26 protein-coding genes are annotated in these 26103 nt (G+C 38.2%); 12 read left to right on the plus strand and 14 right to left on the minus strand.

Going from position 1 to position 26103, the window contains the following annotated elements:
* Positions 1 to 51: 51 nt before the first annotated feature.
* Positions 52 to 378, plus strand: coding sequence for a thioredoxin (gene trxA, locus PQG54_RS00195; RefSeq protein ID WP_271789479.1), 327 nt, complete (start codon positions 52 to 54; stop codon positions 376 to 378).
* Between the two features lie 13 nt (positions 379 to 391).
* Here the strand turns inward: trxA and hpnK are convergent, their stop codons facing one another.
* The 5 genes from hpnK to dxs form a co-directional block, all read right to left on the minus strand.
* Positions 392 to 1246, minus strand: a complete 855-nt coding sequence (hpnK, locus tag PQG54_RS00200) for a hopanoid biosynthesis-associated protein HpnK (RefSeq protein WP_271789478.1) — start codon at positions 1244 to 1246, stop codon at positions 392 to 394.
* A gap of 25 nt (positions 1247 to 1271) precedes the next feature.
* Positions 1272 to 2693, minus strand: a complete 1422-nt coding sequence (gene hpnJ / locus PQG54_RS00205) for a hopanoid biosynthesis associated radical SAM protein HpnJ (protein ID WP_271789477.1) — start codon at positions 2691 to 2693, stop codon at positions 1272 to 1274.
* A gap of 73 nt (positions 2694 to 2766) precedes the next feature.
* On the minus strand, positions 2767 to 3948 hold the full coding sequence (hpnI, locus tag PQG54_RS00210; RefSeq protein WP_271789476.1) for a bacteriohopanetetrol glucosamine biosynthesis glycosyltransferase HpnI: 1182 nt from the start codon (positions 3946 to 3948) through the stop codon (positions 2767 to 2769).
* Positions 3949 to 3965: 17 nt separating this feature from the next.
* Positions 3966 to 4622: an ABC transporter substrate-binding protein gene (locus PQG54_RS00215; protein WP_271789475.1), complete on the minus strand. Its 657-nt coding sequence runs from the start codon at positions 4620 to 4622 to the stop codon at positions 3966 to 3968.
* 66 nt (positions 4623 to 4688) lie between these two features.
* Positions 4689 to 6707: a 1-deoxy-D-xylulose-5-phosphate synthase gene (dxs, locus tag PQG54_RS00220; RefSeq protein ID WP_271789474.1), complete on the minus strand. Its 2019-nt coding sequence runs from the start codon at positions 6705 to 6707 to the stop codon at positions 4689 to 4691.
* A 430-nt stretch (positions 6708 to 7137) separates the two neighbouring features.
* Between dxs and hpnH the strand changes: the two genes are divergently transcribed.
* The 5 genes from hpnH (at position 7138) to PQG54_RS00245 (ending at position 11836) form a co-directional block, all read left to right on the plus strand.
* Positions 7138 to 8328, plus strand: a complete 1191-nt coding sequence (gene hpnH, locus PQG54_RS00225) for an adenosyl-hopene transferase HpnH (RefSeq protein WP_271789473.1) — start codon at positions 7138 to 7140, stop codon at positions 8326 to 8328.
* Between the two features lie 195 nt (positions 8329 to 8523).
* Positions 8524 to 8715 (plus strand): hypothetical protein, encoded by a 192-nt coding sequence (locus PQG54_RS00230; RefSeq protein ID WP_271789472.1) that lies wholly within the window; start codon positions 8524 to 8526, stop codon positions 8713 to 8715.
* Between the two features lie 12 nt (positions 8716 to 8727).
* A complete protein-coding gene (locus PQG54_RS00235) occupies positions 8728 to 8850 on the plus strand; it encodes a hypothetical protein (protein ID WP_271789471.1) in 123 nt (40 codons plus the stop codon).
* A 96-nt stretch (positions 8851 to 8946) separates the two neighbouring features.
* A complete protein-coding gene (aspA, locus tag PQG54_RS00240) occupies positions 8947 to 10374 on the plus strand; it encodes an aspartate ammonia-lyase (protein WP_271789470.1) in 1428 nt (475 codons plus the stop codon).
* A gap of 172 nt (positions 10375 to 10546) precedes the next feature.
* Entirely contained in the window at positions 10547 to 11836 is a 1290-nt protein-coding gene (locus tag PQG54_RS00245) for a hemolysin family protein (protein ID WP_271789469.1), read from the plus strand.
* Positions 11837 to 11897: 61 nt separating this feature from the next.
* On the opposite strand, the gene PQG54_RS00250 is transcribed toward PQG54_RS00245, so the two are convergent.
* Positions 11898 to 13772, minus strand: coding sequence for a lytic transglycosylase domain-containing protein (locus PQG54_RS00250; protein ID WP_271789468.1), 1875 nt, complete (start codon positions 13770 to 13772; stop codon positions 11898 to 11900).
* 93 nt (positions 13773 to 13865) lie between these two features.
* A complete protein-coding gene (locus tag PQG54_RS00255) occupies positions 13866 to 14630 on the minus strand; it encodes a uracil-DNA glycosylase (RefSeq protein WP_271789467.1) in 765 nt (254 codons plus the stop codon).
* 60 nt (positions 14631 to 14690) lie between these two features.
* Between PQG54_RS00255 and PQG54_RS00260 the strand changes: the two genes are divergently transcribed.
* From PQG54_RS00260 to PQG54_RS00270, 3 genes are all read left to right on the plus strand, one after another.
* Complete coding sequence (locus PQG54_RS00260) at positions 14691 to 16451, plus strand: tetratricopeptide repeat protein (protein ID WP_271789466.1); 1761 nt, start codon at positions 14691 to 14693, stop codon at positions 16449 to 16451.
* 21 nt (positions 16452 to 16472) lie between these two features.
* Positions 16473 to 17348, plus strand: a complete 876-nt coding sequence (locus PQG54_RS00265; RefSeq protein WP_271789465.1) for a 4-(cytidine 5'-diphospho)-2-C-methyl-D-erythritol kinase — start codon at positions 16473 to 16475, stop codon at positions 17346 to 17348.
* 76 nt (positions 17349 to 17424) lie between these two features.
* Positions 17425 to 17799, plus strand: coding sequence for a hypothetical protein (locus PQG54_RS00270; RefSeq protein WP_271789464.1), 375 nt, complete (start codon positions 17425 to 17427; stop codon positions 17797 to 17799).
* A gap of 59 nt (positions 17800 to 17858) precedes the next feature.
* Here PQG54_RS00270 and PQG54_RS00275 read toward each other — a convergent pair whose 3' ends face one another.
* The 4 genes from PQG54_RS00275 to PQG54_RS00290 form a co-directional block, all read right to left on the minus strand.
* The gene (locus tag PQG54_RS00275; RefSeq protein WP_271789463.1) at positions 17859 to 18437 is read right to left on the minus strand and encodes a YqaA family protein; all 579 of its coding nucleotides are present in this window, start codon (positions 18435 to 18437) and stop codon (positions 17859 to 17861) included.
* A gap of 86 nt (positions 18438 to 18523) precedes the next feature.
* The gene (locus PQG54_RS00280; RefSeq protein WP_271789462.1) at positions 18524 to 19984 is read right to left on the minus strand and encodes an ATP-binding protein; all 1461 of its coding nucleotides are present in this window, start codon (positions 19982 to 19984) and stop codon (positions 18524 to 18526) included.
* The gene (locus PQG54_RS00285; protein ID WP_271789461.1) at positions 19905 to 20624 is read right to left on the minus strand and encodes a response regulator; all 720 of its coding nucleotides are present in this window, start codon (positions 20622 to 20624) and stop codon (positions 19905 to 19907) included. The genes PQG54_RS00280 and PQG54_RS00285 overlap by 80 nt, the downstream gene beginning before the upstream one ends.
* A 63-nt stretch (positions 20625 to 20687) precedes the next feature.
* Complete coding sequence (locus PQG54_RS00290) at positions 20688 to 21143, minus strand: acetyltransferase (RefSeq protein WP_271789460.1); 456 nt, start codon at positions 21141 to 21143, stop codon at positions 20688 to 20690.
* An 86-nt stretch (positions 21144 to 21229) separates the two neighbouring features.
* Here PQG54_RS00290 and PQG54_RS00295 point away from each other — a divergent pair, with 86 nt between their 5' ends.
* Entirely contained in the window at positions 21230 to 21640 is a 411-nt protein-coding gene (locus PQG54_RS00295; protein ID WP_271789459.1) for a rhodanese-like domain-containing protein, read from the plus strand.
* 5 nt (positions 21641 to 21645) lie between these two features.
* On the opposite strand, the gene PQG54_RS00300 is transcribed toward PQG54_RS00295, so the two are convergent.
* Positions 21646 to 22527, minus strand: coding sequence for a DUF2272 domain-containing protein (locus PQG54_RS00300; RefSeq protein WP_370866887.1), 882 nt, complete (start codon positions 22525 to 22527; stop codon positions 21646 to 21648).
* Positions 22528 to 22764: 237 nt separating this feature from the next.
* On the opposite strand from PQG54_RS00300, the gene panC reads away from it, so the two are divergent.
* Positions 22765 to 23586 carry a pantoate--beta-alanine ligase gene (gene panC, locus PQG54_RS00305; RefSeq protein ID WP_271789457.1) on the plus strand — a complete coding sequence of 274 codons (822 nt, stop codon included), beginning with the start codon at positions 22765 to 22767 and terminating at the stop codon, positions 23584 to 23586.
* A 60-nt stretch (positions 23587 to 23646) separates the two neighbouring features.
* On the opposite strand, the gene dksA is transcribed toward panC, so the two are convergent.
* On the minus strand, positions 23647 to 24078 hold the full coding sequence (gene dksA / locus PQG54_RS00310) for an RNA polymerase-binding protein DksA (protein ID WP_271789456.1): 432 nt from the start codon (positions 24076 to 24078) through the stop codon (positions 23647 to 23649).
* A gap of 238 nt (positions 24079 to 24316) precedes the next feature.
* Entirely contained in the window at positions 24317 to 25261 is a 945-nt protein-coding gene (locus PQG54_RS00315; RefSeq protein ID WP_271789455.1) for a sugar phosphate isomerase/epimerase family protein, read from the minus strand.
* Between the two features lie 373 nt (positions 25262 to 25634).
* Between PQG54_RS00315 and speD the strand changes: the two genes are divergently transcribed.
* The gene (speD, locus tag PQG54_RS00320; RefSeq protein ID WP_271789454.1) at positions 25635 to 26096 is read left to right on the plus strand and encodes an adenosylmethionine decarboxylase; all 462 of its coding nucleotides are present in this window, start codon (positions 25635 to 25637) and stop codon (positions 26094 to 26096) included.
* Positions 26097 to 26103: the final 7 nt, after the last annotated feature.

Below are 26103 nucleotides of genomic sequence, written 5' to 3' on the forward strand. Positions count from 1 at the left end.
TATGTATAAATTAATCAATGATGACTTATTTTAATGATAAAGGAATTAAACATGGGTGAATTTACAAAAGCAGTCACAGATGCTTCATTTGAAACAGATGTCTTAAAATCTTCTAAACCAGTATTGGTTGATTTTTGGGCTGAGTGGTGTGGCCCTTGTAAAATGGTTGCACCAGTTCTAGAGGAACTCGCTAAAGAAATGGGTGAGCAAGTAACTATTGCCAAAGTGAATGTGGAAGAAAGTCCAGATGCACCGACTAATTTTGGTGTACGAGGAATTCCAACAATGATTCTCTTTAAAGATGGGGTTCCAGTGGCAACAAAAGTAGGTGCGCTACCTAAAGAAAAATTAAAAGAATGGATTGAATCTGCTCTATAAGCTATTCATTCAATTAATGAACATTATCCCAAGTAATTGGGGTAATGTTGTTTTCTTTTAAAATCTTAGGAAAATCTGGATGGCATAAAGCTTCTAGTTCTTTGGTAGGTTCATAATCTGGCATCAGATTTTGATATAATCCAGAGTGGCTGATTGAGGGATGAAAAAAGATCTCCGAACGACCTTTGGGAAGATTGTGAAGTAATTTTGAGATCTTATCGAACTTCATATGCCCACACCAAGATAATCCAAAACACCAATCTAAATAACGCATATTCGCATGGCGCAGCTGATATTTCAGGATGTTTGTCCAATATTGCACCAATAAATTTCCAATATTTTCTTTATAGGTGGTGTTGTCAATCGCCATTAATGTTTTTACTGGTTCGTGTGGCACACGAATATTTCGTACACCAAACTCTTTACTGATCTCTATCAGCATTTTCCCAACGCTGGGATGCAGATGCATATGTTTATGCACATCAATATGATCTAAAACAAGACCAGTATCAATAAATGTCTGTATCTGGGCTCTGATTTCTTTGCGAAGTTGATGCTGTATTGGTTTTTTAAAGAAATAATCTATTCCCATTCGTAACTGATCCGAAGGGAATAGATTATTTGAATTAACGATTAAAGGAATTTCAGAATGTGGCAGAACAGAAGGCCCTTCAATCACCACAAGATGTAATCCAACTTTCAATTTAGGCAATCTTTTTGCCCGTTGGATCGCATCTTCAGCGGCAGCCCCAGCAATCATCAGATTTGCTGTGCTTAAGACACCCTGACGATGTGCTTGCTCGATGGCCTCATTGACCTCGACTGATAATCCAAAATCATCAGCCGAGATTAGAACTTGTCTATTCACAAAAATCCTTTGGTCGTTTAACAGATTAAGAGTGTCTATCGCGTAAGAATTGGAAGAATTCAACACCTTCACGTAAACGGCGTTTCATCATTTGTGGGCTGGTAATCATTTCACCGACGATAGATGCAATTTTTGGCGCGCGGAAATAGAATTTTTTATAGAAGGTTTCAACGCTATCAAAAATTTCTGTGTGGGAAAGATGAGGGTAATGCAAAGGTGCAATTTGAACACCATTTTCATCGATTAACTCGGCATGATCTTTATCTAACCAACCATTTTCCATTGCTTGTTTATACAAGAATGTTCCAGGGTAAGGAGCAGCCAAAGAAACTTGCATTGTATGAGGATTAATTTCAGTTGCAAATTTAATGGTTTCTTGAATGGTTTCTTTGGTTTCTCCAGGAAGACCCAAAATAAAGGTGCCGTGGATTTTAATGCCTAATTCGTGACAGTTTTTGGTAAATTCACGAGCAACTTCAACACGCATCCCTTTTTTAATATTATGCAGGATTTGTTGATTGCCACTTTCATACCCAACCAATAGAAGGCGTAACCCATTATCACGTAATACTTTAAGGGTGCTGCGTGGTACATTGGCTTTGGCATTACAAGACCATGTAACCCCTAATTTACCCAGTTCTTTGGCAATAGCCTCTGCACGGGGAAGATCATCGGTGAACGTATCATCATCGAAGAAATATTCCTGAACTTGTGGGAAATATTGTTGTGCAAGTCTGATTTCAGCCGCAACATGCTCTGGGCTACGAGTACGATATTTATGCCCACCAACCGTTTGTGGCCATAAACAGAATGTGCAATGAGATTTACAACCACGACCTGTATATAAAGAAAGATAAGGGTGTTTTAGATACCCAATAAAGTAATCTTCAATACGCAAGTCTCTTTTATAAACTTCTGTAACGAATGGTAATGAGTCCATATCTTCAATAATAGCACGGTCTTTATTATGAACGATTTGACCGTTTGCATCACGCCATGAAATCCCATCAATATTTTTGAAATCCATGCCTTCTGCAACGTCTTTGATGGTAAAATCAAATTCATTACGAGCAACAAAATCAATAACGTCACTTTTTTCAAGGCTTTCTTGAGGTTGTACAGCCACCTTTGCACCAACCATACCGATTTTCACAGATGGATTGGCATCTTTCAGCATTTTAGCCACTTTAACATCAGATGAAAAAGATGGGGTCGAAGTATGCATAATGACCAAGTCACGATTTTTAACGTCAGCTAAAATCGGTTCCATTCCCATCTTTGCAGGTGGTGCATCAATCAGACGACTATTAGGAATTAATGCAGCTGGTTGTGCCAACCAAGTTGGATACCAAAAAGATTTAATTTCACGCTTTGCTTGGTAACGAGAGCCTGCGCCACCATCAAAACCTTCAAAAGAGGGGGGTTGTAGAAATAGCGTTTTCATCATGATAGCAGTTATCCTTTGAGTGCTACTTTGCAGATTGGAAACAGGTAGCTTTGAATATAATTAATTGATTTGGTTATATATCATCATATGATGTTGTTTGGAACTCTGGATGTTTTTTTATTGTCATTTTTTGCCCACGCCATGTTACATTGGCACCAAAAAAACTGTTAAACATCACAAGGGCAGAGAACCAATCCCTGTAGGGAAGTAATGGTAAGATAGCAAGATGTAGATAGTCTAGTTTTTTATTAATAACAGAACAACATAATGCCTTGTATCCCCAACATACAAAAAAGGAAATCCAAGATACGGACGTAAGTGGGTTAAAAAGAATAGCCAGAGAAGCCCAAAATAGCGGGAGTTGCAGAAAAGAAAATGTAAATCCTACAGGTTCTAAAGTAAAGGTTGTACGATTCCAGCGTAATTCATGTTCATATAGCGAGAATAAGTCTTTTTCAACGATTGTTGTTTTGACAATATCAGATGAAAGTGCAATATCCAACGATCGTGCTTGGACTTTACGACCAATAACAGCATCATCAGCAACGTGATTGACCAGACTTTGAAAACCACCTATTTCATTTAATAAATCACGCTTGATCGTTATAGCAGCGCCCAGACAATCTTGACGTCCTAGATAGCGAGACAAAAGAACACCAGGCATAAAATTATAATTAATATGTGCACTGGCCATATGCTGCACGCGTGATTCAAAAGACGGTAACCCGCTATATAAAGAGGTTACCAAGCCAACATTTGGTTTTTGTAATTCTGTTACAACTTCTTTTAAATAGTTCTTACTGGGCGCATGGATATCTGAATCTGATATTAAAAAAATATCATGTTTTGCAATCGTAGACATGTTGATAAGGTTAGAAACCTTGCGGTTGCAACCGTGTATGTCCGAATTTACAACGATATCAATGTCTAAGTCAGGATAGTGCTCTTGTATTTTTTTAACAATAGGTAATGCACTATCTCTGGCATCATGTAATCCAAAAATGATTTGCAACTTTGGATAATCTTGTTCACAAAAACTCTTTAACGCTTCAAACAATAAGGGTTCTTTGCCAGACAAGGGTTTAAAAATTGTAATCGCAGGTAATGGAGAATAACTATGAAGGTTACTTACTTTATGGTTTTTTTTAAAAAAATGAACCAACAAAGCCCCAATACCAGCTTGAATACATCCTAGTGCAGCACAGCCCAATAAAAATTTATTCGATTTTGAAAGTTTAAATGATGAACCAGACATAGTTTTCTTAAAGAGCACTATTTTTTATTAAATGACTGTGTTTTTTTATTAAGCATTTCCACAAGCGCTTGGCTACCACCTTTAGCTAAAGTGGAACTAAAATCGCCATGTTGAACAGCGGTTTGACTTATGTTGCCATTTAATAATACGTCAACAATTCTCCAGCCTTGGGGTGTGTTTTGCACAATGTAATTAATTGGTGTGGTGTCGTTTCCAGAACCAATCGTCGTGCTGACAATTTGTTTATTTCCTGTTGTGCCTGTTTTTACATCGGGAGAAATTTTGAATTGTGTATCTTTTTCGTTGGCAAAACTGGATAAATATCTTGCAATTGTATATTTCTTAAAGGCTTCTAAAACAGCTGTTTTTTCTTGTGAGGTAAAGGAATTATAACGATATCCAACTGTTTTTCCAACGATCGCAGGAAAATCGTAGCTGTTATCCAAAGCTTGATTCAATATTGCCTCATTTTGGACAAGAGAATTTCCAGCCGATTTTTGGATTGTGTTCAAAGCTTGATACAGTCTCATAACAGGTGCTTTGACAACATCTTGATTGTTGGTTGCCGACATATTACCAGAAGTTTGTGTATGTTGGACTTGTGCTTGCGCTTGAACAGTGATTGCACTCGTAAGGGTAAAACCACATAATAAGAGAAAATGCTGTAATTTCATTGCTGTGTTGACTTTATTCAAATGAACGTTTTGTTAAAGATTATATTAGACTAAGATGAGTGATAATCAACCCTCAATTGCTTTTATGGCTGTTTTTACAATTGATTCTGCATCTAAACCTGCTTGGGCATATTGTGCTTCTTGAGAGTTATGGTTGATGAAAAAGTCTGGAATAACCATTGGTCTAAAACGAATATTATCAAGTAATCCATTGCCTGCAAGATGTTCCATTACGAACGCTCCAAATCCACCACGTGAACCTTCTTCAATCGTGATTAAAACTTTGTGATTGCGGGCAATTTGATTAACTAAATCAGTATCTAATGGTTTTGCAAAGCGCGCGTCAACAATCGTAGGTGAGTAACCTTTCTCTGTTAGTGTTTCAGCGGCTTTTAGACATTCGGTTAAACGTGCACCAAAGGAGAGAATGGCAATACCACCTTTTTCTTTTCCGGTTTGTTCGCCCATTTCTTGAACAATGCGTCCTTTACCGATTTCGAGGATCTCGGCTTGTGTTGGAAGTGTCAACCCCAACCCCGGACCACGAGGAAATCTGAAAGCAATTGGACCTTCATCAAAAGCAGCGGCGGTTGCTGTCATATGCATTAATTCAACTTCGTTACTGGGTGCCATTAATACAATATCGGGCAAGCACCCAAGATAAGCAATATCATAGGTTCCAGCATGGGTGGCGCCATCAGCACCCACCAAACCTGCGCGATCAATTGCAAAACGAACGGGTAATTTTTGTAAAACCACATCATGCATGACTTGATCGTAGCCACGTTGTAAAAAAGATGAATAAATAGCGCAGAATGGGCGAATACCCTCTGTTGCCATACCAGCGGCAAATGTTACCGCATGCTGTTCGGCAATGCCAACATCGAAATAACGATCTGGGAATTTTTGCTCAAATTTATCTAACCCTGTTCCCGTAGGCATAGCAGCAGTAATTGCGACAATTTGCTCATCTTTCTCGGCACATTTTAGCAGCTCTTTGCTGAAAATAGACGTATAAGAAGGAGGGCCAGGAGGGGCTTTGGTTTGCTCACCAGTAATGACATTGAATTTCGAAACCGCATGATATTTATCACCAGAACTTTCGGCAGGTTTATATCCGTGACCTTTTTCTGTGACAATATGCAATAAAATCGGCCCGATATGTTCTGCATCACGCAGATTGCGTAATACTGGAACCAATTGTTGCAGATTATGACCATCAATTGGTCCTACATAATAAAAGCCAAGTTCTTCAAACAAAGTTCCACCGGTCATCATGGAACGCGCATATTCCTCGGCTCTTTTGGCCCTTTTTTCGATGCTTTCTGGTAATTTACTGGCTACTCGAGCAGCAAGATCACGTAGTCCTAGGAAGTGACGAGATGATAGTAGTTGGGACAGATAAACAGACATAGAGCCAACAGGCTGCGAAATCGACATTTCATTATCATTTAGGATAACAATTAATTTTTCCGCACCAGGTCCTGCAACAGCAGCATTATTCATAGCTTCATAAGCCATTCCTGCGGTGATTGATCCATCGCCGATAACGGCGAGAACGTTTCGTTCTATGTAACTTGGGTCGTATTTTGCTTTGAAATGGTTTGCAACTGCAATGCCTAATCCTGCAGATATCGAAGTTGATGAGTGTGCAGCGCCGAACGGATCGTAGACACTTTCTGAACGTTTGGTAAATCCTGATAATCCACCAGGTTGACGTAATGTGCGGATGAGACCCCTGCGACCAGTCAAGATTTTATGCGGATAAGCTTGATGCCCAACGTCCCAAATCAAAGAATCTCTTGGTGTATCAAAAACAGCGTGTAATGCAACGGTGAGCTCAACAACCCCCAAGGATGCCCCTAAATGTCCACCTGTTGTTGAAACAACATCGATGGTTTCAGCGCGTAATTCGCGTGCTACTTGTTCAAGTTGTTCGATGGATAGGTTATTAAGGTCAGCAGGGTGGCGAATATGATCCAATAAAGGGAAGCGCCCGTAGGTAGGAATAGATTTAATGAAATTAGCCGATTCATTTCCTGAAAGATTATGTTGATTCTTAGGATTTTCGGGTTGTTCATCCATGTTTTATCTCATCCGTTTTGTTGCACAAGGATACAAATGAGCGGAACATTTGTATTTCATAAAATTGCTTTTAACCTGTTTAATCGTAGATTGAAACTTCTAATTATACGAATCTTTATTCAATAAACAGTGTATTTAGACATTTTATGGAGTTTTTTTTAATCTGGCATTATAGTTTCGTGATAAAATTATCACGATAATAAGGCAAGAAAAAGATAATTTCACAAAAAAAATGCTATTTTGATGGAAATACATTATGTTGTGGTCTACATCAGGTATGAACGAGATGTGTTAATGAATTAATCTTGTTGAAATAATTTTTGTTGTTCAAAAGATCAAATTTACTCTTGTCGTATATTTTTATTTATCTTAAATAAATCTAAAATTTATTGTATTTTAAATACCGGTTTTCCGGTTTGGGAGCTGAAAAATGGCTGTTCCTCTGATGCAGGCGGTTCGAGTCGGCAGTTATGTTGTTAAACAACATCTACAAGGACGTAAAAAATATCCGCTGGTTTTGATGTTGGAACCACTATTACGGTGCAACCTTGCTTGTTCTGGTTGCGGAAAAATTGATTATCCTGCAGAAATTTTGAACCAAAGGCTAAGTGTCCAAGAATGTTTGGATGCAGATGCTGAATGTGGTGCACCTGTGGTGGCTGTGGCTGGGGGGGAACCCTTGCTGCACAAAGATATGCCCAAAATTATTCAGGGTTTAATTGCACGTAAACGTTATGTTTATTTATGTACCAATGGGTTATTACTTGAAAAGAAAATTGACGATTATAAGCCATCTCCCTTCTTTTCTTGGGACATCCACTTGGATGGCGACCAATTAATGCATGATGCGTCTGTTTGTCAAGATGGCGTATATGACAGAGCAATAACAGCGATTAAACTTGCTAAATCCAAAGGATTTAGAGTTTCAATCAACTGTACATTATTTGATGGTGCAGACCCTCATCGTGTTGCAGCGTTTTTTGATGAAGTGATGGCTTTGGGTGTTGATGGGATTATGACAGCGCCTGGATATGCGTATGAACGTGCACCAGATCAAGAACATTTCTTGAACCGTCAAAAGACCAAGCAATTATTCCGTGATCTTTTCCGCCTGGGTAAAGGGCATAAATGGCGCTTCACGCAGTCCCCTTTGTTCTTGAATTTCCTTGCTGGAAATGAACAATATCATTGTACTCCTTGGGGCAAACCTTTGAAAACAGTATTTGGATGGCAACGTCCTTGTTATTTGTTGGGTGAAGGATATGCATCTACTTATCAAGAGTTAATGGACGATACGAACTGGGATTTATATGGCACGGGTAATTATGCGAAATGTGCCGACTGTATGGTGCATTCTGGATATGAATCCACAGCTGTAAAAGATGCGATTCAACGTCCTTGGCATATTGCTCAGGTTGCGTTAATGGGACCAAAAACCGAAGGACCAATGGCACCAGAGATCGATTTGTCCAAGCAACGTCCTGCTGAATATGCATATAATGAACAGGTTGAAGGGTTGATGAAGAAGATCAAATCTGAAGCACCAAGCACAAGTAAACGCACCACAACAATTCGTCGTGTAAAAACGGTAAAAAAAGAAGAAGTTAAAGAAAACTCATAGGATTTTTTAATAACTTAAGTTTTTTTAAACGAGCTGTTCTTAACGAAAGCTCGTTTTTTTTATCAAGAATGAATGCTTTCTGCCTTTCGAAAAGAGTACAAACTATATTCAGATAAGATGGTCGGATCGATAAAAAATTTATAAAATCAACGTAATTTTTACGTTTCTGATGATTAATTAAAAATGGAAAATATCATGTCAGGAGAATTTTATATTCGCTTTGAATCTTTTGAATGGTATCAAAATAATCAGAAATCCATTGCAAGTTATCTTTCCTCTTTGCCTTGTTTTATCGAGCAGAATAATCGTAACGAATTTTGGCTGTTGGGATTGGAAGACAGGAATCTTCCAGAGCGATGGGAATTTGATATGCGTCTTTTTTTTTAAAAGCAATTTATATTGCTTGAGATTTCTGGGCATCCGGATAGTGTTTCAAAAGATTTAATGAAATTCTTGAACTGGTTAAGAGGACGAACGAGTATTATTGTGCAAGACGAAGATGGTGAACCTTTCGGTTGGTAGTTTTTTTGTTACTTTATTTTCCTTGCTTATTCCTTATTTCTTTCTACCATAGGCATTGTATGCAATCTAATTTGTAATTTTGTAAAAGGACTTTTTATGTCAAACTTAACATTTCGTACCGAAAAAGATTTATTAGGAACATTGGATGTACCTAGTGAAGCATATTATGGTATTCAAACATTAAGGGCGATTAATAATTTTAAATTAACGGGTGTTCCGTTATCTCATTTTGCGCATCTTGTGAATGGGCTTGCTCTGGTAAAATGGGCTGCTGCTGCTGCAAATCATAAACTTGGTTATTTATCCGACGAAAAATATAACGCCATAGAAAAAGCATGCCAACGCATTGTTAATGGCGAATTTCATGACCAATTCCAAGTGGATATGATTCAAGGTGGGGCTGGGACGTCAACCAACATGAATGCCAACGAAGTCATTGCCAATATAGCTTTGGAAGAAATGGGGCATCAAAAGGGCGAATATCAGTATCTTCACCCAAATAATGATGTGAATATGGCTCAGTCAACGAATGATGCCTATCCTACTGCTATTCGTGTGGGATTATTGTTGGGATACGATACTTTATTGGTGTCTCTTTCTAAATTAAGAGATTCTTTTGCAAAAAAAGGCGAAGAATTCGGTCATGTAATTAAAATGGGGCGCACTCAATTACAAGACGCAGTGCCAATGACGTTGGGACAAGAATTTCACGCATTTGCGACGACATTAACGGAAGATTTAGAACGTATTCGGGCGTTGGTTCCAGATTTGCTTTGTGAAATTAATTTGGGTGGAACGGCGATTGGCACGGGAATTAATGCTGACCCGCATTATCAAGCATTAGCTGTAGAACATTTGGCAAAAATCACAGGGCATAAATTGGTTCCAGCAACAGATTTAATTGAAGCAACTTCTGATATGGGGGCTTTCGTATTATTATCTGGCATGTTGAAACGTACTGCGGTGAAATTATCCAAGATTTGTAATGACTTAAGATTATTATCCAGCGGCCCAAGAGCAGGCATTAATGAAATTAATTTGCCAGCTCGACAACCAGGCAGTTCTATTATGCCTGGAAAAGTCAATCCTGTTATTCCAGAAGCAGTCAATCAGGTTGCATTTACGGTAATCGGAAATGATTTGGCGCTAACTTTGGCTGCAGAAGGCGGGCAGTTACAGTTGAATGTAATGGAACCTTTGATTGCTTATAAAACCATGAGTTCTAGCATTTTGTTAATCCGTGCAATGGATATGTTAAGAGAGTTATGTATTGACGGGATTACAGCCAATGTTGAACATTGTAAAAATCTTGTTGAACACTCTATTGGTTTAGTGACAGCATTAAACCCATATATCGGATATGAAAATGCCACCAGAATTGCGCGTAAGGCATTGGAAACGGGAAAGGGTGTTCTGGAACTTGTTCGCGAGGAAAAACTATTGAGTGAAGCTGAGCTTGAGAAAATATTAAAGCCTGAAAATATGATTGCGCCACATTTGGCATTATCTGACCTAAAGCACTAGATCTTTTTTCTAAGATAGTTGAAATATTCTATTTCTTGCCGGCAGTTCAACTTGCAAGTGGGAAATAGAATTTTGTTTTTTATCAACCTATTTGAATAAATATTACATTTTAGATCGAGATTAGGTATATAATTTTGTCTCACGTTTTTTTTGAGCAGGTTAGTACCAATTTATGATTATCTCTATTATCATTATTATATGTTTAATTTTTCTGAATGGCATCTTTGCCATGGGGGAATTGGCATTAATTTCTAGCCGAAAAACGCGTTTGGTAACAATGCAACGCCAAGGTGTACGTGGGGCAGATCGTGCCATACGGTTGATGGAAGATCCACATAGTTTTTTACCAACCATTCAAATAGGAATAACCATTGTTTCAATTTTTGAAGGTGCGTTTGGGGGCGCAAGGCTAGAGGCAGGTTTAAGCGGATGGCTTAGCACATTTCCTGTTATTGGTCCTTTGGCTGATGATATTTCCATTTTTGTGGTTGTTTTGGTGATTACGTTTTTTATGTTGGTTTTTGGTGAGCTCATTCCAAAACAACTTGCTCTACAAGATCCAGAGGCGATTGCCGTTCGATTGGCTAGAACATTTGAAATTATGTCCAAGATTGCTGCCCCAGGCGTATGGGTCTTAGGAAAATGTTCAGAGGCTATTTTGAAAATATTACGTCGTCATAAAAATGTTCGTGTCTCTGTAAGTGAGGAAGAGCTGAGGGCGTATATTGCTGAAGGGGCTCAGACTGGTATTCTTGAAATTGAAGAACGTAATATGATTGAGAGGCTACTCCGTTTGGCAGATCGTCCAGTCAGAGCATTAATGCGACCAAGAAATGAAATTGTCTGGGTGGATCGGTCGGCTTCTGAGCAAGAATTAAAAAAAACGCTATTAAATGCACAGCATACTCGTTTGGTCGTTTGTGAAGGCGGGATTGATAATCCATTGGGGATTATTACAGCCAATGATGTATTGACCATGTTGTTACAAGGAAAAGAGCTGTCGATTGATGTATGTCTGCAATTACCATTGGTTGTTCCTGACAGTATGTCTGCGCTGGATGCATTGGAACGGTTAAGAGCCGATATATTAGGTGTTGTGTTAGTATTAGATGAGTATGGTTCTTTCGAGGGTATTATTACTGTGTCTGATATTTTTAAGGCAATCGTTGGCGAAGAAAATGAACCTTTGGATGCGCCACGTTTAGAATCAGGTGGGGTGAATGAATATTTACTCGATGGTACAACATTGGTTGATGGGGTGAAAGATCAGTTAAATCTTGATGACCTACCTGGTGAAGGTAGTTATCACACCTTGGGAGGATTGATTCTAGCTTTGTTACGCCGTGTGCCTGTAACAGGCGACAAAGTTGTATTTTCTGGTTGGTTATTTGAAGTGGTCGAAATGGATGGCAGGCGTGTGACGAAGGTGCAAGCAAGTCGTGAAGCTGTTGCAAAGAATTAGAATTGCTTGATATGACCAATTGAAAAAGGCTTTCCTGTTTATCAAGGAAAGCCTTTTTATTTTAATGAATAGTTACGGATTTCATAATATGTCGCTCATTTTCGAAACAAGGCCATTCATTTTTTACTAAAGAATTTAATGAAGGCCTTGGAAGATCGAGTTCTTTGGAATAAATCCATAAATAAGTTAATGCACGATGCAAATAATGTCTGGTTTCAGTTACAGGAATGGTTTCCATAAATAATAAAGGGTCGTGTTGATGGTCAGTTATATCTAGCCATTTATTAATCATAGAGGGACCTGCATTATAGCTGGCCAACATATGTAATAAATTGCCGCCTTGATTATCTTTTTTGTTGGACAATTTAGCCAAATGTTCCAAGTAGAGTTGCCCTATTTCTAAATTAAGAGCTGCGTTTTTTAGCTCTGATGGATAATTTAATGAAACATTATCTTGTTTTTTAGCGATATATTGGGCGGTTACGGGCATAATTTGCATTAATCCCATCGCGCCATTTTGAGAGATTGCTTTGCTATTAAAATTTGATTCTAATCGAGTTAATGCATAAACAAGCGCTGGATTCATTTTAAACCCGTGCCTTGGCTTTAACGTAGGCAGAGGCAGAGCAACGTTGCTTTTAACGGCTTCTTCATGATGCGTTAAAATGGTTTTTAATTGGTTAGAAAGTGTTTCAAAATCAGCAGCTTCAGCGATTAGTTGAATAGAGCGGGATAGGGCAATATTATGATTGCTTTGCATCCATAGCTGTCTAAGGACGATCTCCGCTCTTTCTCTTTGCCCCACCTGTAATAATGCAAAAAAACGTTTTCCAAAAGGCGTGTCTTCAACCGCACTAACGTCAGCATTACTTGCTGTATCATTTGATGAAGAGGGTTTGGAAAGATTTTGTTTGTCTTTTTCCAATGTTTCTTGGGCCAAGATCCCATAAAAGGTCAATGGCGCATTTGCAGCTTTACGCAGCCACGTTTGATACCCATTTGGATCATGTGCTTGCAAGCGTGTGCGTGCGGCCCAAAAGAAGCAACCTGCTTGAATATGGGATGCCGTTATATCGGCATGAGAGGCTTTGGAAAATAAATAAAAAGCCAAGTCATTATTATTTTGTTTCCACGCAATCAGGCCAGCAATATAGCCTGCCAGGCCCACGCGTCCTTTGGAAAGCGAAAATGCTTGTTGAGCAATACGAAGAGCGTCTTCATCTTTTCCGATAGAAAAAAGCTGCTGCGCAATTTCAGCTTGTAATTGAGCTGCGTATAGATCCGTCATCCCTGAAGTTTTTTTGATGAGGTGTAGGGCACTTGTTGCCCCTTTTATCCCCAAAGTACTACGGGTATAAATGGTTTTATCTAATAAAGGATTTCTTTTAAAAGGCGTTACGATAGGATCTGTTTCTGTCGGCATAGGCAATGATGCTTGCTTGACATCTGCTTTTAAGACAGGGAAGGCGTGATCCATAGGAATGGGTGTATTGGTAGTATTTAAACTGTTCAATCTTTTGATGATTTCTGGAGAATCAGCATAAGTTGGAAAGTTTTTTAACCAAAGTCTGAGTTGCCCAGTATTTGGGGTAAATTGAGGGTTAAGATAACGCTCGGCCAAAATATCGCCAAGCAACAAATTGTCTGAAATCGCAATTGTTTCAGACTGAGCCGTTTTGAAATCCCCTTGACGTTGAAGATCAAATATGTGGCGAATACGCCGAGCATCCAACGCATCTAATGGGCGCGGAAACCGAATTGAACCATTACTGCCACTTGATGAAGGACGAGTGGTTGTGATGGTTGCTTCTTCATATTGATCTTGTTGCTGAGGTGTTTGCGCTCTGATCGTAGACGCTGAAACACCTGCCAACAAGGTTGCACTGGCCACCAAAGCCCGAACAACCGAAGGGGAGATAGAATATATCCCTTGCATAATGCCCCAATATGTAAGTTATTTGTCTAATAAATCAAGTTTTTTATTTTAAAAGTAGGCGAAATGGTATAATTTATTAAACAAATCAAAGGCTTATATAGGAAAATTTATACCTGCTTCTTCAAGCGTTTTACGAATATGTAAAAGGTCATGCCAAGTTTCTTGTCTTATCTTTGCGCTGGCTTGGATTTGAGAGGGGTGACGTAAAGGGAATAATTGTAATGTAATATGTGTTTGTGGCAGATGAATCGTATGCCATTTCCCTTGTAATTGACTGATTGGGGCGGAAGTCTGTGTTAAGACGCGAGCAGGTAGAATGCCAACACTAAATATGAATTGAGGTTTGTAGATCTCTAGTGCCTTGTAAAGAAAAGGTAAACAGACGGTCAGCTCATTGTTGGATAATTGTCGTCCTCCTGGTGGGCGCCAAGGGATAATTGGCATACGGAAGCAATCCTCCAAAGAAAGATGAATGCTATTTAACATCTGATTGAGCCAGAATTCAGATTGACCAAAAAATACTTGCCCACTACGATCTTCGTCAGCATCAGGAACTTCGCCAATGACAAAAATAGGTGAATTTGGATTTCCCTTTGGCAAAATAGAATGCATTGCCGTATTATGTAAAGGGAACTCTTTAAAAGAAACAATAGCCTTGCAAAGCTCATCTATATTTTTTGCTTGTAAGGATTGATTTGTATGTTTTACAAGGGAATGATGATGCGGAGAAGATGTTTTGATAACAGGGATTGAAGGGGTTGACTTTCTGTCATCCAAGTGGTTTGTACATAAGGATGTAAGGGTTTCATCAACGCCCCATTCTGAATAAAGAGTTAAAAGAGATAAATGATCAAACATGTTGGGTAACGATCAATCTGAAGGTTGATTAAAATCCTGCTTATTGAAAAGATATACATTATGCAATGTCCTCGCTTTTTATGCACTATATTTTTATCTATTTCTATGATTGCTGAAATTCCTTTGGCTTCACAAGCTGTGGCTGTGGCACAGGATCCCGATCCTGTTTTATCTTTTGAGCATAAAAAGGGGGGGTATGGCGATTATTTAGCCGCTGTATTTGCCGCCAGAACTGATGATAGTGATATGGCATCCCGCCTTTATCATAATGTGTTATCTTTACGCCCAACCGATAATGATTTACGTCGGATCACATTTTATCACAGTGTGTTGGCGGGAAATGATATTGCTGTGCAACTGGCAAAAACCCAAAAAGATCCTGTTGCAGACTTAATTATGGCAAATGATGCGATTTTAAAGGGGCAGTGGCAAGATGCATATCGTTACGTTTCGCGCCCTCCGATGGATATGTTCAGTCAAATGACCTATCCTTTATTACAAGCATGGTGTTTATATGGTGAGGGTAACAAAGACCAAGCCTTAGCAATGTTAATTAAAAATAGTCAAGGCAAACCGTTATCCGCTTTATATACGTTACATACGGGTATTATGTATTCTTTAGCTAAAGATGATGATAAAGCGGGTGCCTATTTTGAAAGAGCTAATAAATCCTTTCCTGGTGAAGATATGCTCTTAACCCAGACTTATGGAAACTGGCTTATTCGGCATCATAGAGCTGGTAAAGCTGAAGCTATGGTGGGTAATTTAGTCAAAAACTTACCTTTTTTACAAGTTTCCGCACAAGATATTAAAAATGACTTACAACAATTTCCATTAAAAAATACGCAACAGGCAATTGCACAAGTTTATTTAGCAATGGCATCTTTGTTGCAACAAGATATTGCCTCTCAACCACCAGATAGTAATATTGATCAGAAGCTCGCTAATAGGATAGCGCTACACACCGAGCAGATATTTTTACGATTAGCACTAAAATTGAACCCTGACTTATCTTCTGCAAAAATGATGTTGTCTGGAATTTTGGCACAAGAAAAAAATTTCGAAGCAGCAAAAGATGTTTTATTACCTATTGCTGTAAATGATCCATTAAAGACCGTTATGCAATTGCGTGTTGCGCGTTTAAATGCATTGTTAGATCATAATGAGCAAGCAGAAAAAGAAATAAAAACTCTTATTCAAGACTATCCTTTGTCGGCCGATATTCGACAGGCTTTGGCGGATTTATATTTTGATCAAAAACAATATCAAAAGGCAGCGGAAACATATAGTAAAGTTCTAGAGCTGACCCAATTAATGGATAGTAGTGTTTGGCCAGTATTTTTTGCGCGTGCAGCATCCTATGAAAAATTAAACCAATGGGATAAAGCAGAGAAAGACTTAAAACAAGCCTTAGTATTTGCACCCAATGAGCCCATGTTGTTGAATTTTCTTGGGTATTCTTGGATATTAAAAGGAAAAAATACCCAAGAAGCACAAGAAATATTACAAAAAGCCGTTGATATTGCTCCTGAAGAAGGCGCCATTCGGGATAGTCTTGGTTGGGCAATGTTGGTTAATAATCAACTTGACGATGCGGTTAAGCAATTAGAGTTAGCGGCAGAAACAATTCCACAAGATCCAGAATTGAACTATCATCTAGGGGTTGCGTATTGGAAAACAGGGCGACATCAAGAAGCGATTAATCAATGGAACGTGGCGTTAACCTGTTCGCCTACTCCTGAGGAAAAAGAACTGATTTTAAACGCATTACAAAGCGCCAAAGAAAACAAAGATATTACCGTCATTACTCCAGAAAAATAGAGACAGAGGATATTTCCAATTATGGAAGAAAAAGCGTATGCAAAGATTAATTTAAATTTGCATGTAACAGGTAAAAGAGAAGATGGGTATCATTTATTAGATAGCTTGGTGGTTTTTCCTGATGTTGGGGATCGTGTGATAGTAATGCCTGCCAAGGCTGGGCAAACGGATTTGGTCAATTTGCAGATAGTCGGGCCATTTTCTGCATCATTACAAAACGAAGATTTAAAGAGTAATCTGATTGTTAAAGCTGCATATCAATTGTCAGCTTTAGCAAAGAAAGAGTTATCACCTGTCAATTTAATTCTTGAAAAGAATTTACCAGTAGCTTCTGGGATTGGGGGTGGTTCTTCTGACGCTGCGGCAACGTTACGGGTATTAATTAACTATTGGAATATTGAAATATCATCGCAAGAGTTAGCACAGTTGGCATTAAAGTTGGGCGCAGACGTTCCTGTTTGTTTAACGCCTGTTGCACAACGAATGGAGGGAATAGGGGAAACACTTTCCTTGTTACCAGAATTGCCTCGGTTTGGAATGGTTTTGGTTAATCACGGAGAAGCTGTTTCGACAGCAGAAATTTTTCGTAAAAGAGATGCCCAATTTTCAAAGCATCTAGAGACTATAAATAGTGTAAATAATTTCGAGTTACTGATTCAAGAACTATTAAAATTGACCAATGATTTACAGCTGCCTGCTTGTGCGTTAAACCCCAAGATTACGACTGTATTACAATCAATTGAACAGCTGCCTTTTTGTCGTTTGTCCAGAATGAGTGGGTCTGGAGCAACTTGCTTTGGATTGTTTGAAACAGCACAACAGGCAAATGAAGCTGCAATTTTATTAGCGCAACAACATTCATGGTGGATTTGGGGAGGCGAGGGAAACATTAAATAGAGATATGTTTCTATTGTATTAATTTTTCAAAAACGATATCCATTATTTAAATAATAAGATAGAGAAAGAGAACAAAATGGCTATTGATATTAATATTAAAATTGCAGATGATCGTAACAAAGCAACCTTAACTTTTTCAGATGAGACCAATCCAGGTTCAAAGATTGATTTAACTCAAGCAGAATTAGAAGACCTTATCCGTGTATTAGGAATAGTAAATTGGTCTATGGCTGATGGAAAACCCATTCCTGATATTAAGGGTGCAAAAATAAAACCTGCATATCAAACAAAATGGGCGATACAAAAGGATAAAGATACAACTGGGACGTTGCTTGCATTTCAGCATCCTGGCTATGGTGCTGTTGGATTTGTCTTATCTGATCAACAAACTAAAGAATATACAAAAGCATTGCAGAAAAGTTTAAAAATCAAAAGATCTGTTTCAAATTAAAATTCAGAAACCTGTTTATTGTATAAAATAGGTTTCTAAATAACTTAATCCGAAGCCGGTTAAATATATTTAAATGCTAGTATACCGCCGAGTAGTAGTATACAAAAAGCAGTAGCAACCCAAATCATTCGCTTTTCTATGAAGTCTTGGATAGGGGGGCCAAATTTATAAAGCAGTGCAGCTTCTGCAAAAAAACGTATCCCGCGAGTGACTAGACTGGCAATCATAAACGGCATAATAGAGAAATGTGCAGCTCCAGAAGCAATGGTAACAAATTTATAAGGAATAGGGGTTAATCCTTTGATCAGAATGATCCACACACCATATTGATTAAATTTTTCTTGTAAGTTAAGAAGCTGTCGTTCGGCATGATAAAAATGAACGATTGGCATGGCCAAATATTGCAATAAGAACGCCCCAATAATCCATCCTAGCAATCCACCAAAAACACTGAAAATGGTGCATATGGTTGCATAAAACCAAGCTTTATGCCTTTTAGCGAGGATCATTGGACATAATAAAACATCAGGTGGTATAGGAAAGAAACTGGCTTCGGCAAAAGCAATACAAGCAAGCCATACAGTTGCGTAACGGCTTCCTGCTAATTGAATAGCACGTTGATAAAGGCGGTTGAGCATAACATTATTCCTGACTATCAAAGAATTAATATAGCTCTGCCATGTTTATCTTTGCTCTGCAAGGTTTTATATAAGTCATCAGGTGCTTATGCGATTAACGTCACTTTTGCGCATAGACCATTAGGCTGGCGATTATTTAAGGTAATATCTCCACCTTGTCCATGAATAATATTTCTTGTGATCGATAACCCCAGTCCAGTTCCTCCTGTTGCTCGATTTCGGCTGGTTTCCATACGAACGAATGGTTCAAAAACGTGGTCTAGGGCTTCTTCGTTAATACCTGGCCCATCATCTTCAATTAAAATAACAATTCTTTTGTCGTGGTGTGGATCTTTTATTGAGGATAATTGTTCTATTTTCAATGTAACCGACACATTACCAGCATAATGGAGAGCATTTTCCATTAGGTTTTGTAAAGCACGTTTTAGACTAATAGGGCGGGCTTTAGTGGTGATATGCGGTGTTGGTTCACATAAAAGGATATTTTCTTTTTTATCAGGATGTGTTTCTTGTAATTCATGAATTAATGCATGTAATAATTTTGTTAAATCAATCGATACAATAGGTTCATGACGAGCGCTGTCTTTCCCAAAATCAAGGGTTGCTTTAATCATACTTTCTAATTCGTCTAAATCTGCAATAAATTTCTTTTGTAAGGTTGGATCCTCGATAAATTCAGAACGTAATTTTAATCGTGTGATCGGTGTGCGTAAATCGTGACCGATTGCAAGTAATAATTGGGTGCGATCATTAACAAAACGATTAATGCGATGAGCCATATTATTAAATGCCCTTGCAGCACGAGCGACTTCCAAAGGACCAGTTTCAGGTAAAGGGGGGGCATTGACGTCTTGTCCCAGCCTTTCAGCAGCAGCAGCCAAAGTGCCAACAGGGGCAATTAAACGACGTACTCCCCAAAAGGTTAACAGTCCCGTTGCGGTTGCCATGACGAAAAAAGCGATTGGAAAAGTGGCTGATGTAAATGGGTTTGGAGATGACAATGTATAGCTGATATTTAACCATTTATTATCATCAGGCAGTTGAAAGGCAATGGCACTGCGATGCGTATCTCTGTCAGAAGCTGCAATGATTTCTTTGGGGCGTAATTCTGGTGGAAAGAGAACTGTGGTGAGTAAATGCGATACAGTTTGTTCTAACTTTTGAGAGCGAGATGAGATTTTTTGTAAATCAGGTTGATTAGATAAAAAGATTGTAAAGCCATGCATCGGATCAAGATCATTGATTTCATCGATACGATCAACACTATCCACTTCTGAAATATCACGATAGATTGCGGTCGCACGATTGGCGGCTTCTTGTTCTTGGGTAAGGCGGTCGAAGTCTAAACGATCCAATGTATGAATCATTAACCCGCAAGCCTCTACCAAGCCTATTCCAACAATCAACAATAATCCTGTTCTGGCTGCTAATGAAGAGGGCCATAAACGCCATTTTTTAGACGGTTTTCTAGACATGACGGACAGGTACTGCGATGAGATACCCCCCCCTATGAACAGTTTTAATGAGTTGAGACTGTCGTCCATCATCTTGCAATTTGCGCCTTAAACGGCTGAGCGTCACGTCAATCGTGCGATCTGTTGGGGGTAATTCATGTCCATAAAGAATTTCAGAGAGTTGGTCTCGTGTTACGACTTTGGGAGCATGTTCCAAGAGTGCCAGTAGTAGATCATATTCTTTTCCAGTCAGAGGCGTTTCTGTTTTATCTAAATGGCGTAATTGGCGTGAAGTTGTATTTAAAACCCATTCACCAAATTGAATAGAGTGTTTATGTTGTTGACTATTGGATTGAATCCTACGTTGAGATCGATGTAAAACAGAGTGAATACGCGCAAGTAACTCTCTGGGGTTAAAAGGTTTTGCCACATAATCATCAGCACCTAGTTCCAGTCCAATAATTCTGTCTGTTTCTTCACCCATTGCGGTCAACATAATGATTGGAATATCGTCTTGTTGCCTTAACCAATGGGCAATTTCAAAACCACTTTCGCCTGGCAACATTAAATCTAAAATAACCAGATGATAAGTATTTTTTTTCCATATTTGTCGAGTTTGCTCGCCATTATATGCGTGGCTTACTTCAAAATGATGACGTTTTAAAAATTGAGAGAGAAGTTCAACGATCTCATGGTCATCATCAATAATTAGTAAATGTGCTGAATGTTCCATTGCTGATCCACCATGTTTTTTGAGAATATGTTCGTAAGAATTTTTTAATGAAAGTAAAGATATTTAAATTTGTTTTTTGTCGGTATAAGTTAAATATAATAACGGATAAGGTCTATTTTGCTGGTCATGGTCTGTACGATGTGTTTGTTGAAAGCCTAGATGTTTGTAAAAATCAACGGCTTGAGTATTCTGTTCGTTAACAGTGGTTGTTAAATGAGCATGCTGTGATAAAGCGTGCGCAATCAGTGCCTTGCCAATGCCTTGTTTACGCAAAGTATGGTTAATAAATAAGGCTTCTATATGATTTTCGTTTAAAATCATAAAACCAATAATTTCTTTTTGTGAGTTTATTGCTAAAATAACTGGTATATTGGGTATAAAAGAAGAAAGCTCTTGATGGATAAGATGAAAGTCTTCATTTGATAAAAAATGATGGGTTGCTTTAACCGTATCATGCCATAGATTAATAATAGCTTGGCTATCTGATGGTGTTGATCGACGAATAGTAATGGTCATCATAATGCCTTTGATTCTTTTTAAGGTAGTATTGGATATTATCGTGTTTAATGCGTTTTATAAATTTATTATTGAGTAAGGACTTTAAAATGATTGATGAAAAAACACCAACTGAAACATGGGATCAGTTAAAGAATAACGAGAATACGGTGTTAATTGATGTTCGTACGCCTCAAGAGTGGCAACAAATAGGTTATCCTGACCTATCATCTTTGAATAAAAATATTTTAAAGATCAGTGTCCAAAATATTTACGGGGAACGAAATAATAATTTCATATCAGATTTGACAGAAGCTGGTTTAAAACCAGAACAAACACTTTATTTTGTCTGTAGATCTGGCAAGCGCAGTATGCTTGCAGCGATGCTTGCGCAACAAGCAGGGTTTTCCCATGTTATTAATGTGCAAGATGGATTTGAAGGTCCAGCAGATCAAACTGGTCGGACGGGAAGTATCGCTGGATGGTTGGCTGAAAAGCTGCCTGCAATTCAGCCAATATAATTTAATTATTTATGTGATGCTGTTTCAGCATCATATAAAACTTCTAGAACAGCACACCAAGGGTAACGAGTATCATAGCTGGTTCCATTTGGATCAGCTAATTTTCCTGATGAATCAACAGGAACATGGGTTAGAGCAACAGAATCGTCAACATTTCCCCCAATAATACTGATTTGACGCCCAAAAGGTTGTCCATTTTCATTAACAGCAACGACAATTCCACAATGTGCAGGGAACATATACCCTGTTGGTAAGCTAGAGAAACGGATACTATCTCTGTTTTTGCCACGTGCAGTGCAAATCATATCGCCAAGTTTAGGCGCATAATTTGCTGGATCTTGGGCACGTAGAATCTGAGATTCGCCAGAGGCTGCCGCATTGATATAAGTGGAATGGTTAGGTGAATAAGGGAAACGATTATTTGCACCTGCAATACGCATAACGTAAGATAAGAATGCAGCAGACCATGCATAATGTCCGTCATTACGGAAATTAAAGGTGCTGCCATTTGAATTATGTTTACCTGTATAACTGCCTTCGGACATGCCTGGATCCATACCAATCCACCAATATTCGCCAACACGCTGCCATAAACCTGGCATCCGTTCTGCTTTGAAATCTGGAACTTCTGGTTCAGGATGTTGTAATGGATCGTAATCTGCAACAGGTTGACCAAATAAACGCCATTCACGCAAAGCGATCGCAACAGCTTCTTGTCTTGCAAAAGGTTCAAAATTGTTGGTGGCAAAATCAGGTACACGATCATCATAATATGACCGTTGTTGAGGCGAAGTCCCCCCTGGATTTGTTTGAATTGGTTGATTAGAGGGACCACCACAAGCGGTTAAAAATCCCAATAGAATGAACGGTGACAACTTACGAATCATGTTTGTATTCAATCATCTTATAAATAAGGCGTTAACAGATATGAAGAATGTATTAATAAGCACTCTTGTGTAAAATAGTTTTTGCTTTTTTAAAATCATTTTTATTTATGAGAACACAGCATTATAAAAGGATTGTTGCTTTTTAGCACTTTAATATATGATAAACGATTATATTCTACCTGATCATCAGGTGTTTTATAACTTTTTTTTAATTTATTGATAGTTAAGGTTTTTTTCATGATTGTAGCTCGTACTCTACAAGAATTTTTACAGGCCAGAGCTGGGTTCAACGATTATTCTGTTGCACTCGTTCCGACAATGGGTGCGTTGCATGAAGGGCATATGGCCTTGGTAAAACGTGCCAAGGAGCTATCCCATTATTGTATTGTAACGATATTTGTTAATCAATTACAATTTGACCAGCAAGAAGATTTTACCCGTTATCCAAAAACAGAAGAACAAGATATTCGATTATTAGAGCAACATCACGTTGATTTGGTCTGGTTGCCAAGGGTAGGAGATATCTATCCTAAAGATTTTGCTACACATATTACAGTTGGTGGCCCTTCTTTGTTATGGGAAGGAGAAAAAAGACCAGGACATTTTTCAGGGGTTGCGACGGTTGTTTATCGTTTATTTTCCTTGATAAAACCTCATATTGCTTGTTTCGGAGAGAAAGATTGGCAGCAACTACAAGTAATCCATAGAATGGTCGAAGATTTGAATATACCTATTTCAATTTTTGGTGTGCCAATTGTCCGAGAAACTGACGGACTTGCAAAATCGTCTCGGAATCGTTTCTTATCACAAGAAGATCATCAGAAATCTGCATTATTATATAAAGTGTTAAAGCGTAGCCATCAAAGATTATTGAACGGTGAGGTCGTTGCAGAAGTTTTACAAGATGCTGTGCAACAATTATCAGACAATGGATTTGAGGTGGATTATTTTAATGCTGTAGATGGTCAATCTTTATGTAGAATTACAGAATGGCAACAAAATGCACGATTAATTACGGCAGCCAAGTTGGGATCTGTCCGCCTATTGGATAATATATAAGAGAATTAAAAAAACCTTGTTATAAAAAACAAGGTTTTAAAAAGCGATCTGGGGCTAAGATCAGTCTACGGGAAGATCATCTCGGTAGATTTTTTCTTTTCTCTCATGCATTTCTTGTGCTTCGATAGACAAAGTTGCAACTGGGCGTGCTTCCAGCCGTTTTAAACTGATTGGTTCGCCAGTCACTTCGCAATAACCATAGGTGCCATCTTCAATTTTTCTTAGCGCATGTTCAATTTTTGAGAGTAATTTTCTTGCGCGATCATGCGTTCTTAATTCTAATGCACGGTCTGTTTCAGAGCTGGCCCGATCATTTAGATCAATGTCAGCGGGTCGGTCTTGAGAGAGATGGTTTAATGCTTCGTTTGAGTCGTTTAGAATAGAAGCTCGCCATGCTTCTAATTTTGCCTTAAAGTATGCGAGTTGACGAGGGTTCATAAACTCTTCGTCATCAGAAGGTTGGTAGTCATTTTTCAATGAAATCGTGTTCATATATTTAAGTACCTACTTTTTGCATATAGTAAAAATTGATAGATATTGAAAATTACCCTTACTCTTTGTTTTTTAAGGGTTATAATATCAACCGAACCTTACGCCAAGAAAAAAATGTACTTTCAATTAAAAAAATTTTAATCTACGAAATATACAAGACAAATATATCAGTTATATTCACTTTTATTACGAATATTTTAAGTATTTATTAATTAGATGTTGAATTGTATCGTTTTTTTTAAACAAAGCCCATTTTGTTTAAAAATTCTCTACTGGCTTTGACATCTTGTAAACTTCCATCAGCATGACGAGGATCTCTTTCTTGTTCAATGGTTATAAATCCTTCGTATTTAATTTGTTTCAACATAGTGTAAATGGATGGATAGTCCAATATGCCCTGACCAATTGGGCACATAACGCCTTTGGCACAAGCATCAAAGAAACGTATTTTTTCTTGCATGATGTTATGAAAGACAGACAAATTAATATCTTTAAAATGAATATAATCGATACGCTCTTGATAGTGTAAAAGCGTTTTAACTGGATCCATTCCAGCATAATATGTATGACCTGTATCAATACATAATCCAGCAGTTTGAGAATCAACATCTTGGACTATTTTTTCAATTTCGTCTGAAAATTCGATATATCCACCTGCGTGTGGGTGAATAACAGTACGTATACCATAAGTATCAAAAGAATGTTTTGCGATTAATTTAATTGTTTCTATCATGCCTTTCCACTCATCGGATGATAAACGTGGTGCACGGTCACTATGCCCAGCAGAGAAATCTCTAACGTCATGCCCCCAATCCATGATGGTTAAATAAGGAGCAGCATAATGTTGATTCGGATACTGATTCGGTTTCGGAAGTTGTGATATTAAACGACAAATATTATCGGTTTGTAATAATAGCGCTTGACGGTTCGATAAGGATACAAGATCGTTAAAAATAGTCCCTGCGATAATAAATAAATTATATTGATTAAGTGCATTTGAAACCAGATTGACATCCAATGGTAAATATCCATATGGACCCAGTTCTAGCCCTTTATATCCAGCCAGGGAAGCCTCTTCTAAAACACGTTGCCACGCTGGTAGATAGGGGTTTTTGGGGTCATCAACCCCCCAACAACAGGGTGCTGTCGTAATAAACATATTAAGTGGATTTTGTTTGGTCATGATCTTATATCTTTGATTGCAAATTATCGTATTATTACGTTAATAATGTATAAGAAAATTTACAAAACACAGCTTTGTTACAAAACGTAAATTATACATCTCGTTGTCTGGTAAATATAAACATTTTTATAAAAAAATATAATTTTCATAAAAAAAGACTTGTGATTCATTGGATAAAGGATCATATAGTAACCCAAATATGACGTCAGTCATTTGTTTCATGGAATATAGAGTGATTAAAATTATTTTAGCCTAGGTTAACCTATATAAGTATTGATTTTGGTCATATAAAATATATTCTACTTTTTCGAATTCGTTTGGCCCAAGGGGGCGTAAAGCCCAACAGGCTATCTACTGGTTTAGGGGTACGTTGATGAACGCACTTGCTCAACTGGGGATGGTCTCGGAAGTTCCGAGAAGTAACCAGGTTTCGGGTGATCTTTCATATGAGGAAGATCGCAAAGATTATTTTATTGTTAGAGACGGTATGCGTTTTGCGGGGACACATTTGCTTGTGGATCTGTGGGATGCGACGAATCTAGATTCTCCTGAAGAAATAGATCGCGTTTTGCGCGAGGCTGCAATTGTTGCGGGCGCAACAATTTTGCATAGCCATTTCCATCATTTCTCTCCGAATGGTGGTGTATCAGGCGTCGTTGTGTTGGCAGAGAGCCATATTTCGATTCATACGTGGCCAGAACGCAATTTTGCCGCTTTGGATATTTTTATGTGTGGTTCATGTGATCCATATACATCTATCCCTGTATTGCAACGTTTCTTTAAGCCAGAACGTATTGTTCTGGACGAACAGAGACGTGGAAAAGAAAATCTCTAGGCCAGAT

Source organism: Commensalibacter communis (assembly GCF_947179015.1).
Classification (GTDB): domain Bacteria; phylum Pseudomonadota; class Alphaproteobacteria; order Acetobacterales; family Acetobacteraceae; genus Commensalibacter; species Commensalibacter communis.

What these genes read in the sequence shown, in the direction of transcription:
- trxA (WP_271789479.1), top strand. Translation starts at nt 52, where the DNA reads ATGGGTGAATTTACAAAAGCAGTCACAGATGCTTCATTTGAAACAGAT.
- hpnJ (WP_271789477.1), bottom strand. Translation starts at nt 2,693, where the DNA reads ATGATGAAAACGCTATTTCTACAACCCCCCTCTTTTGAAGGTTTTGAT.
- hpnI (WP_271789476.1), bottom strand. Translation starts at nt 3,948, where the DNA reads ATGTCTGGTTCATCATTTAAACTTTCAAAATCGAATAAATTTTTATTG.
- PQG54_RS00215 (WP_271789475.1), bottom strand. Translation starts at nt 4,622, where the DNA reads ATGAAATTACAGCATTTTCTCTTATTATGTGGTTTTACCCTTACGAGT.
- dxs (WP_271789474.1), bottom strand. Translation starts at nt 6,707, where the DNA reads ATGGATGAACAACCCGAAAATCCTAAGAATCAACATAATCTTTCAGGA.
- hpnH (WP_271789473.1), top strand. Translation starts at nt 7,138, where the DNA reads ATGGCTGTTCCTCTGATGCAGGCGGTTCGAGTCGGCAGTTATGTTGTT.
- PQG54_RS00230 (WP_271789472.1), top strand. Translation starts at nt 8,524, where the DNA reads ATGTCAGGAGAATTTTATATTCGCTTTGAATCTTTTGAATGGTATCAA.
- aspA (WP_271789470.1), top strand. Translation starts at nt 8,947, where the DNA reads ATGTCAAACTTAACATTTCGTACCGAAAAAGATTTATTAGGAACATTG.
- PQG54_RS00245 (WP_271789469.1), top strand. Translation starts at nt 10,547, where the DNA reads ATGATTATCTCTATTATCATTATTATATGTTTAATTTTTCTGAATGGC.
- PQG54_RS00250 (WP_271789468.1), bottom strand. Translation starts at nt 13,772, where the DNA reads ATGCAAGGGATATATTCTATCTCCCCTTCGGTTGTTCGGGCTTTGGTG.
- PQG54_RS00255 (WP_271789467.1), bottom strand. Translation starts at nt 14,630, where the DNA reads ATGTTTGATCATTTATCTCTTTTAACTCTTTATTCAGAATGGGGCGTT.
- PQG54_RS00260 (WP_271789466.1), top strand. Translation starts at nt 14,691, where the DNA reads ATGCAATGTCCTCGCTTTTTATGCACTATATTTTTATCTATTTCTATG.
- PQG54_RS00265 (WP_271789465.1), top strand. Translation starts at nt 16,473, where the DNA reads ATGGAAGAAAAAGCGTATGCAAAGATTAATTTAAATTTGCATGTAACA.
- PQG54_RS00270 (WP_271789464.1), top strand. Translation starts at nt 17,425, where the DNA reads ATGGCTATTGATATTAATATTAAAATTGCAGATGATCGTAACAAAGCA.
- PQG54_RS00275 (WP_271789463.1), bottom strand. Translation starts at nt 18,437, where the DNA reads ATGCTCAACCGCCTTTATCAACGTGCTATTCAATTAGCAGGAAGCCGT.
- PQG54_RS00280 (WP_271789462.1), bottom strand. Translation starts at nt 19,984, where the DNA reads ATGATGGACGACAGTCTCAACTCATTAAAACTGTTCATAGGGGGGGGT.
- PQG54_RS00285 (WP_271789461.1), bottom strand. Translation starts at nt 20,624, where the DNA reads ATGGAACATTCAGCACATTTACTAATTATTGATGATGACCATGAGATC.
- PQG54_RS00290 (WP_271789460.1), bottom strand. Translation starts at nt 21,143, where the DNA reads ATGATGACCATTACTATTCGTCGATCAACACCATCAGATAGCCAAGCT.
- PQG54_RS00295 (WP_271789459.1), top strand. Translation starts at nt 21,230, where the DNA reads ATGATTGATGAAAAAACACCAACTGAAACATGGGATCAGTTAAAGAAT.
- PQG54_RS00300 (WP_370866887.1), bottom strand. Translation starts at nt 22,527, where the DNA reads ATGATTCGTAAGTTGTCACCGTTCATTCTATTGGGATTTTTAACCGCT.
- panC (WP_271789457.1), top strand. Translation starts at nt 22,765, where the DNA reads ATGATTGTAGCTCGTACTCTACAAGAATTTTTACAGGCCAGAGCTGGG.
- dksA (WP_271789456.1), bottom strand. Translation starts at nt 24,078, where the DNA reads ATGAACACGATTTCATTGAAAAATGACTACCAACCTTCTGATGACGAA.
- PQG54_RS00315 (WP_271789455.1), bottom strand. Translation starts at nt 25,261, where the DNA reads ATGACCAAACAAAATCCACTTAATATGTTTATTACGACAGCACCCTGT.
- speD (WP_271789454.1), top strand. Translation starts at nt 25,635, where the DNA reads ATGAACGCACTTGCTCAACTGGGGATGGTCTCGGAAGTTCCGAGAAGT.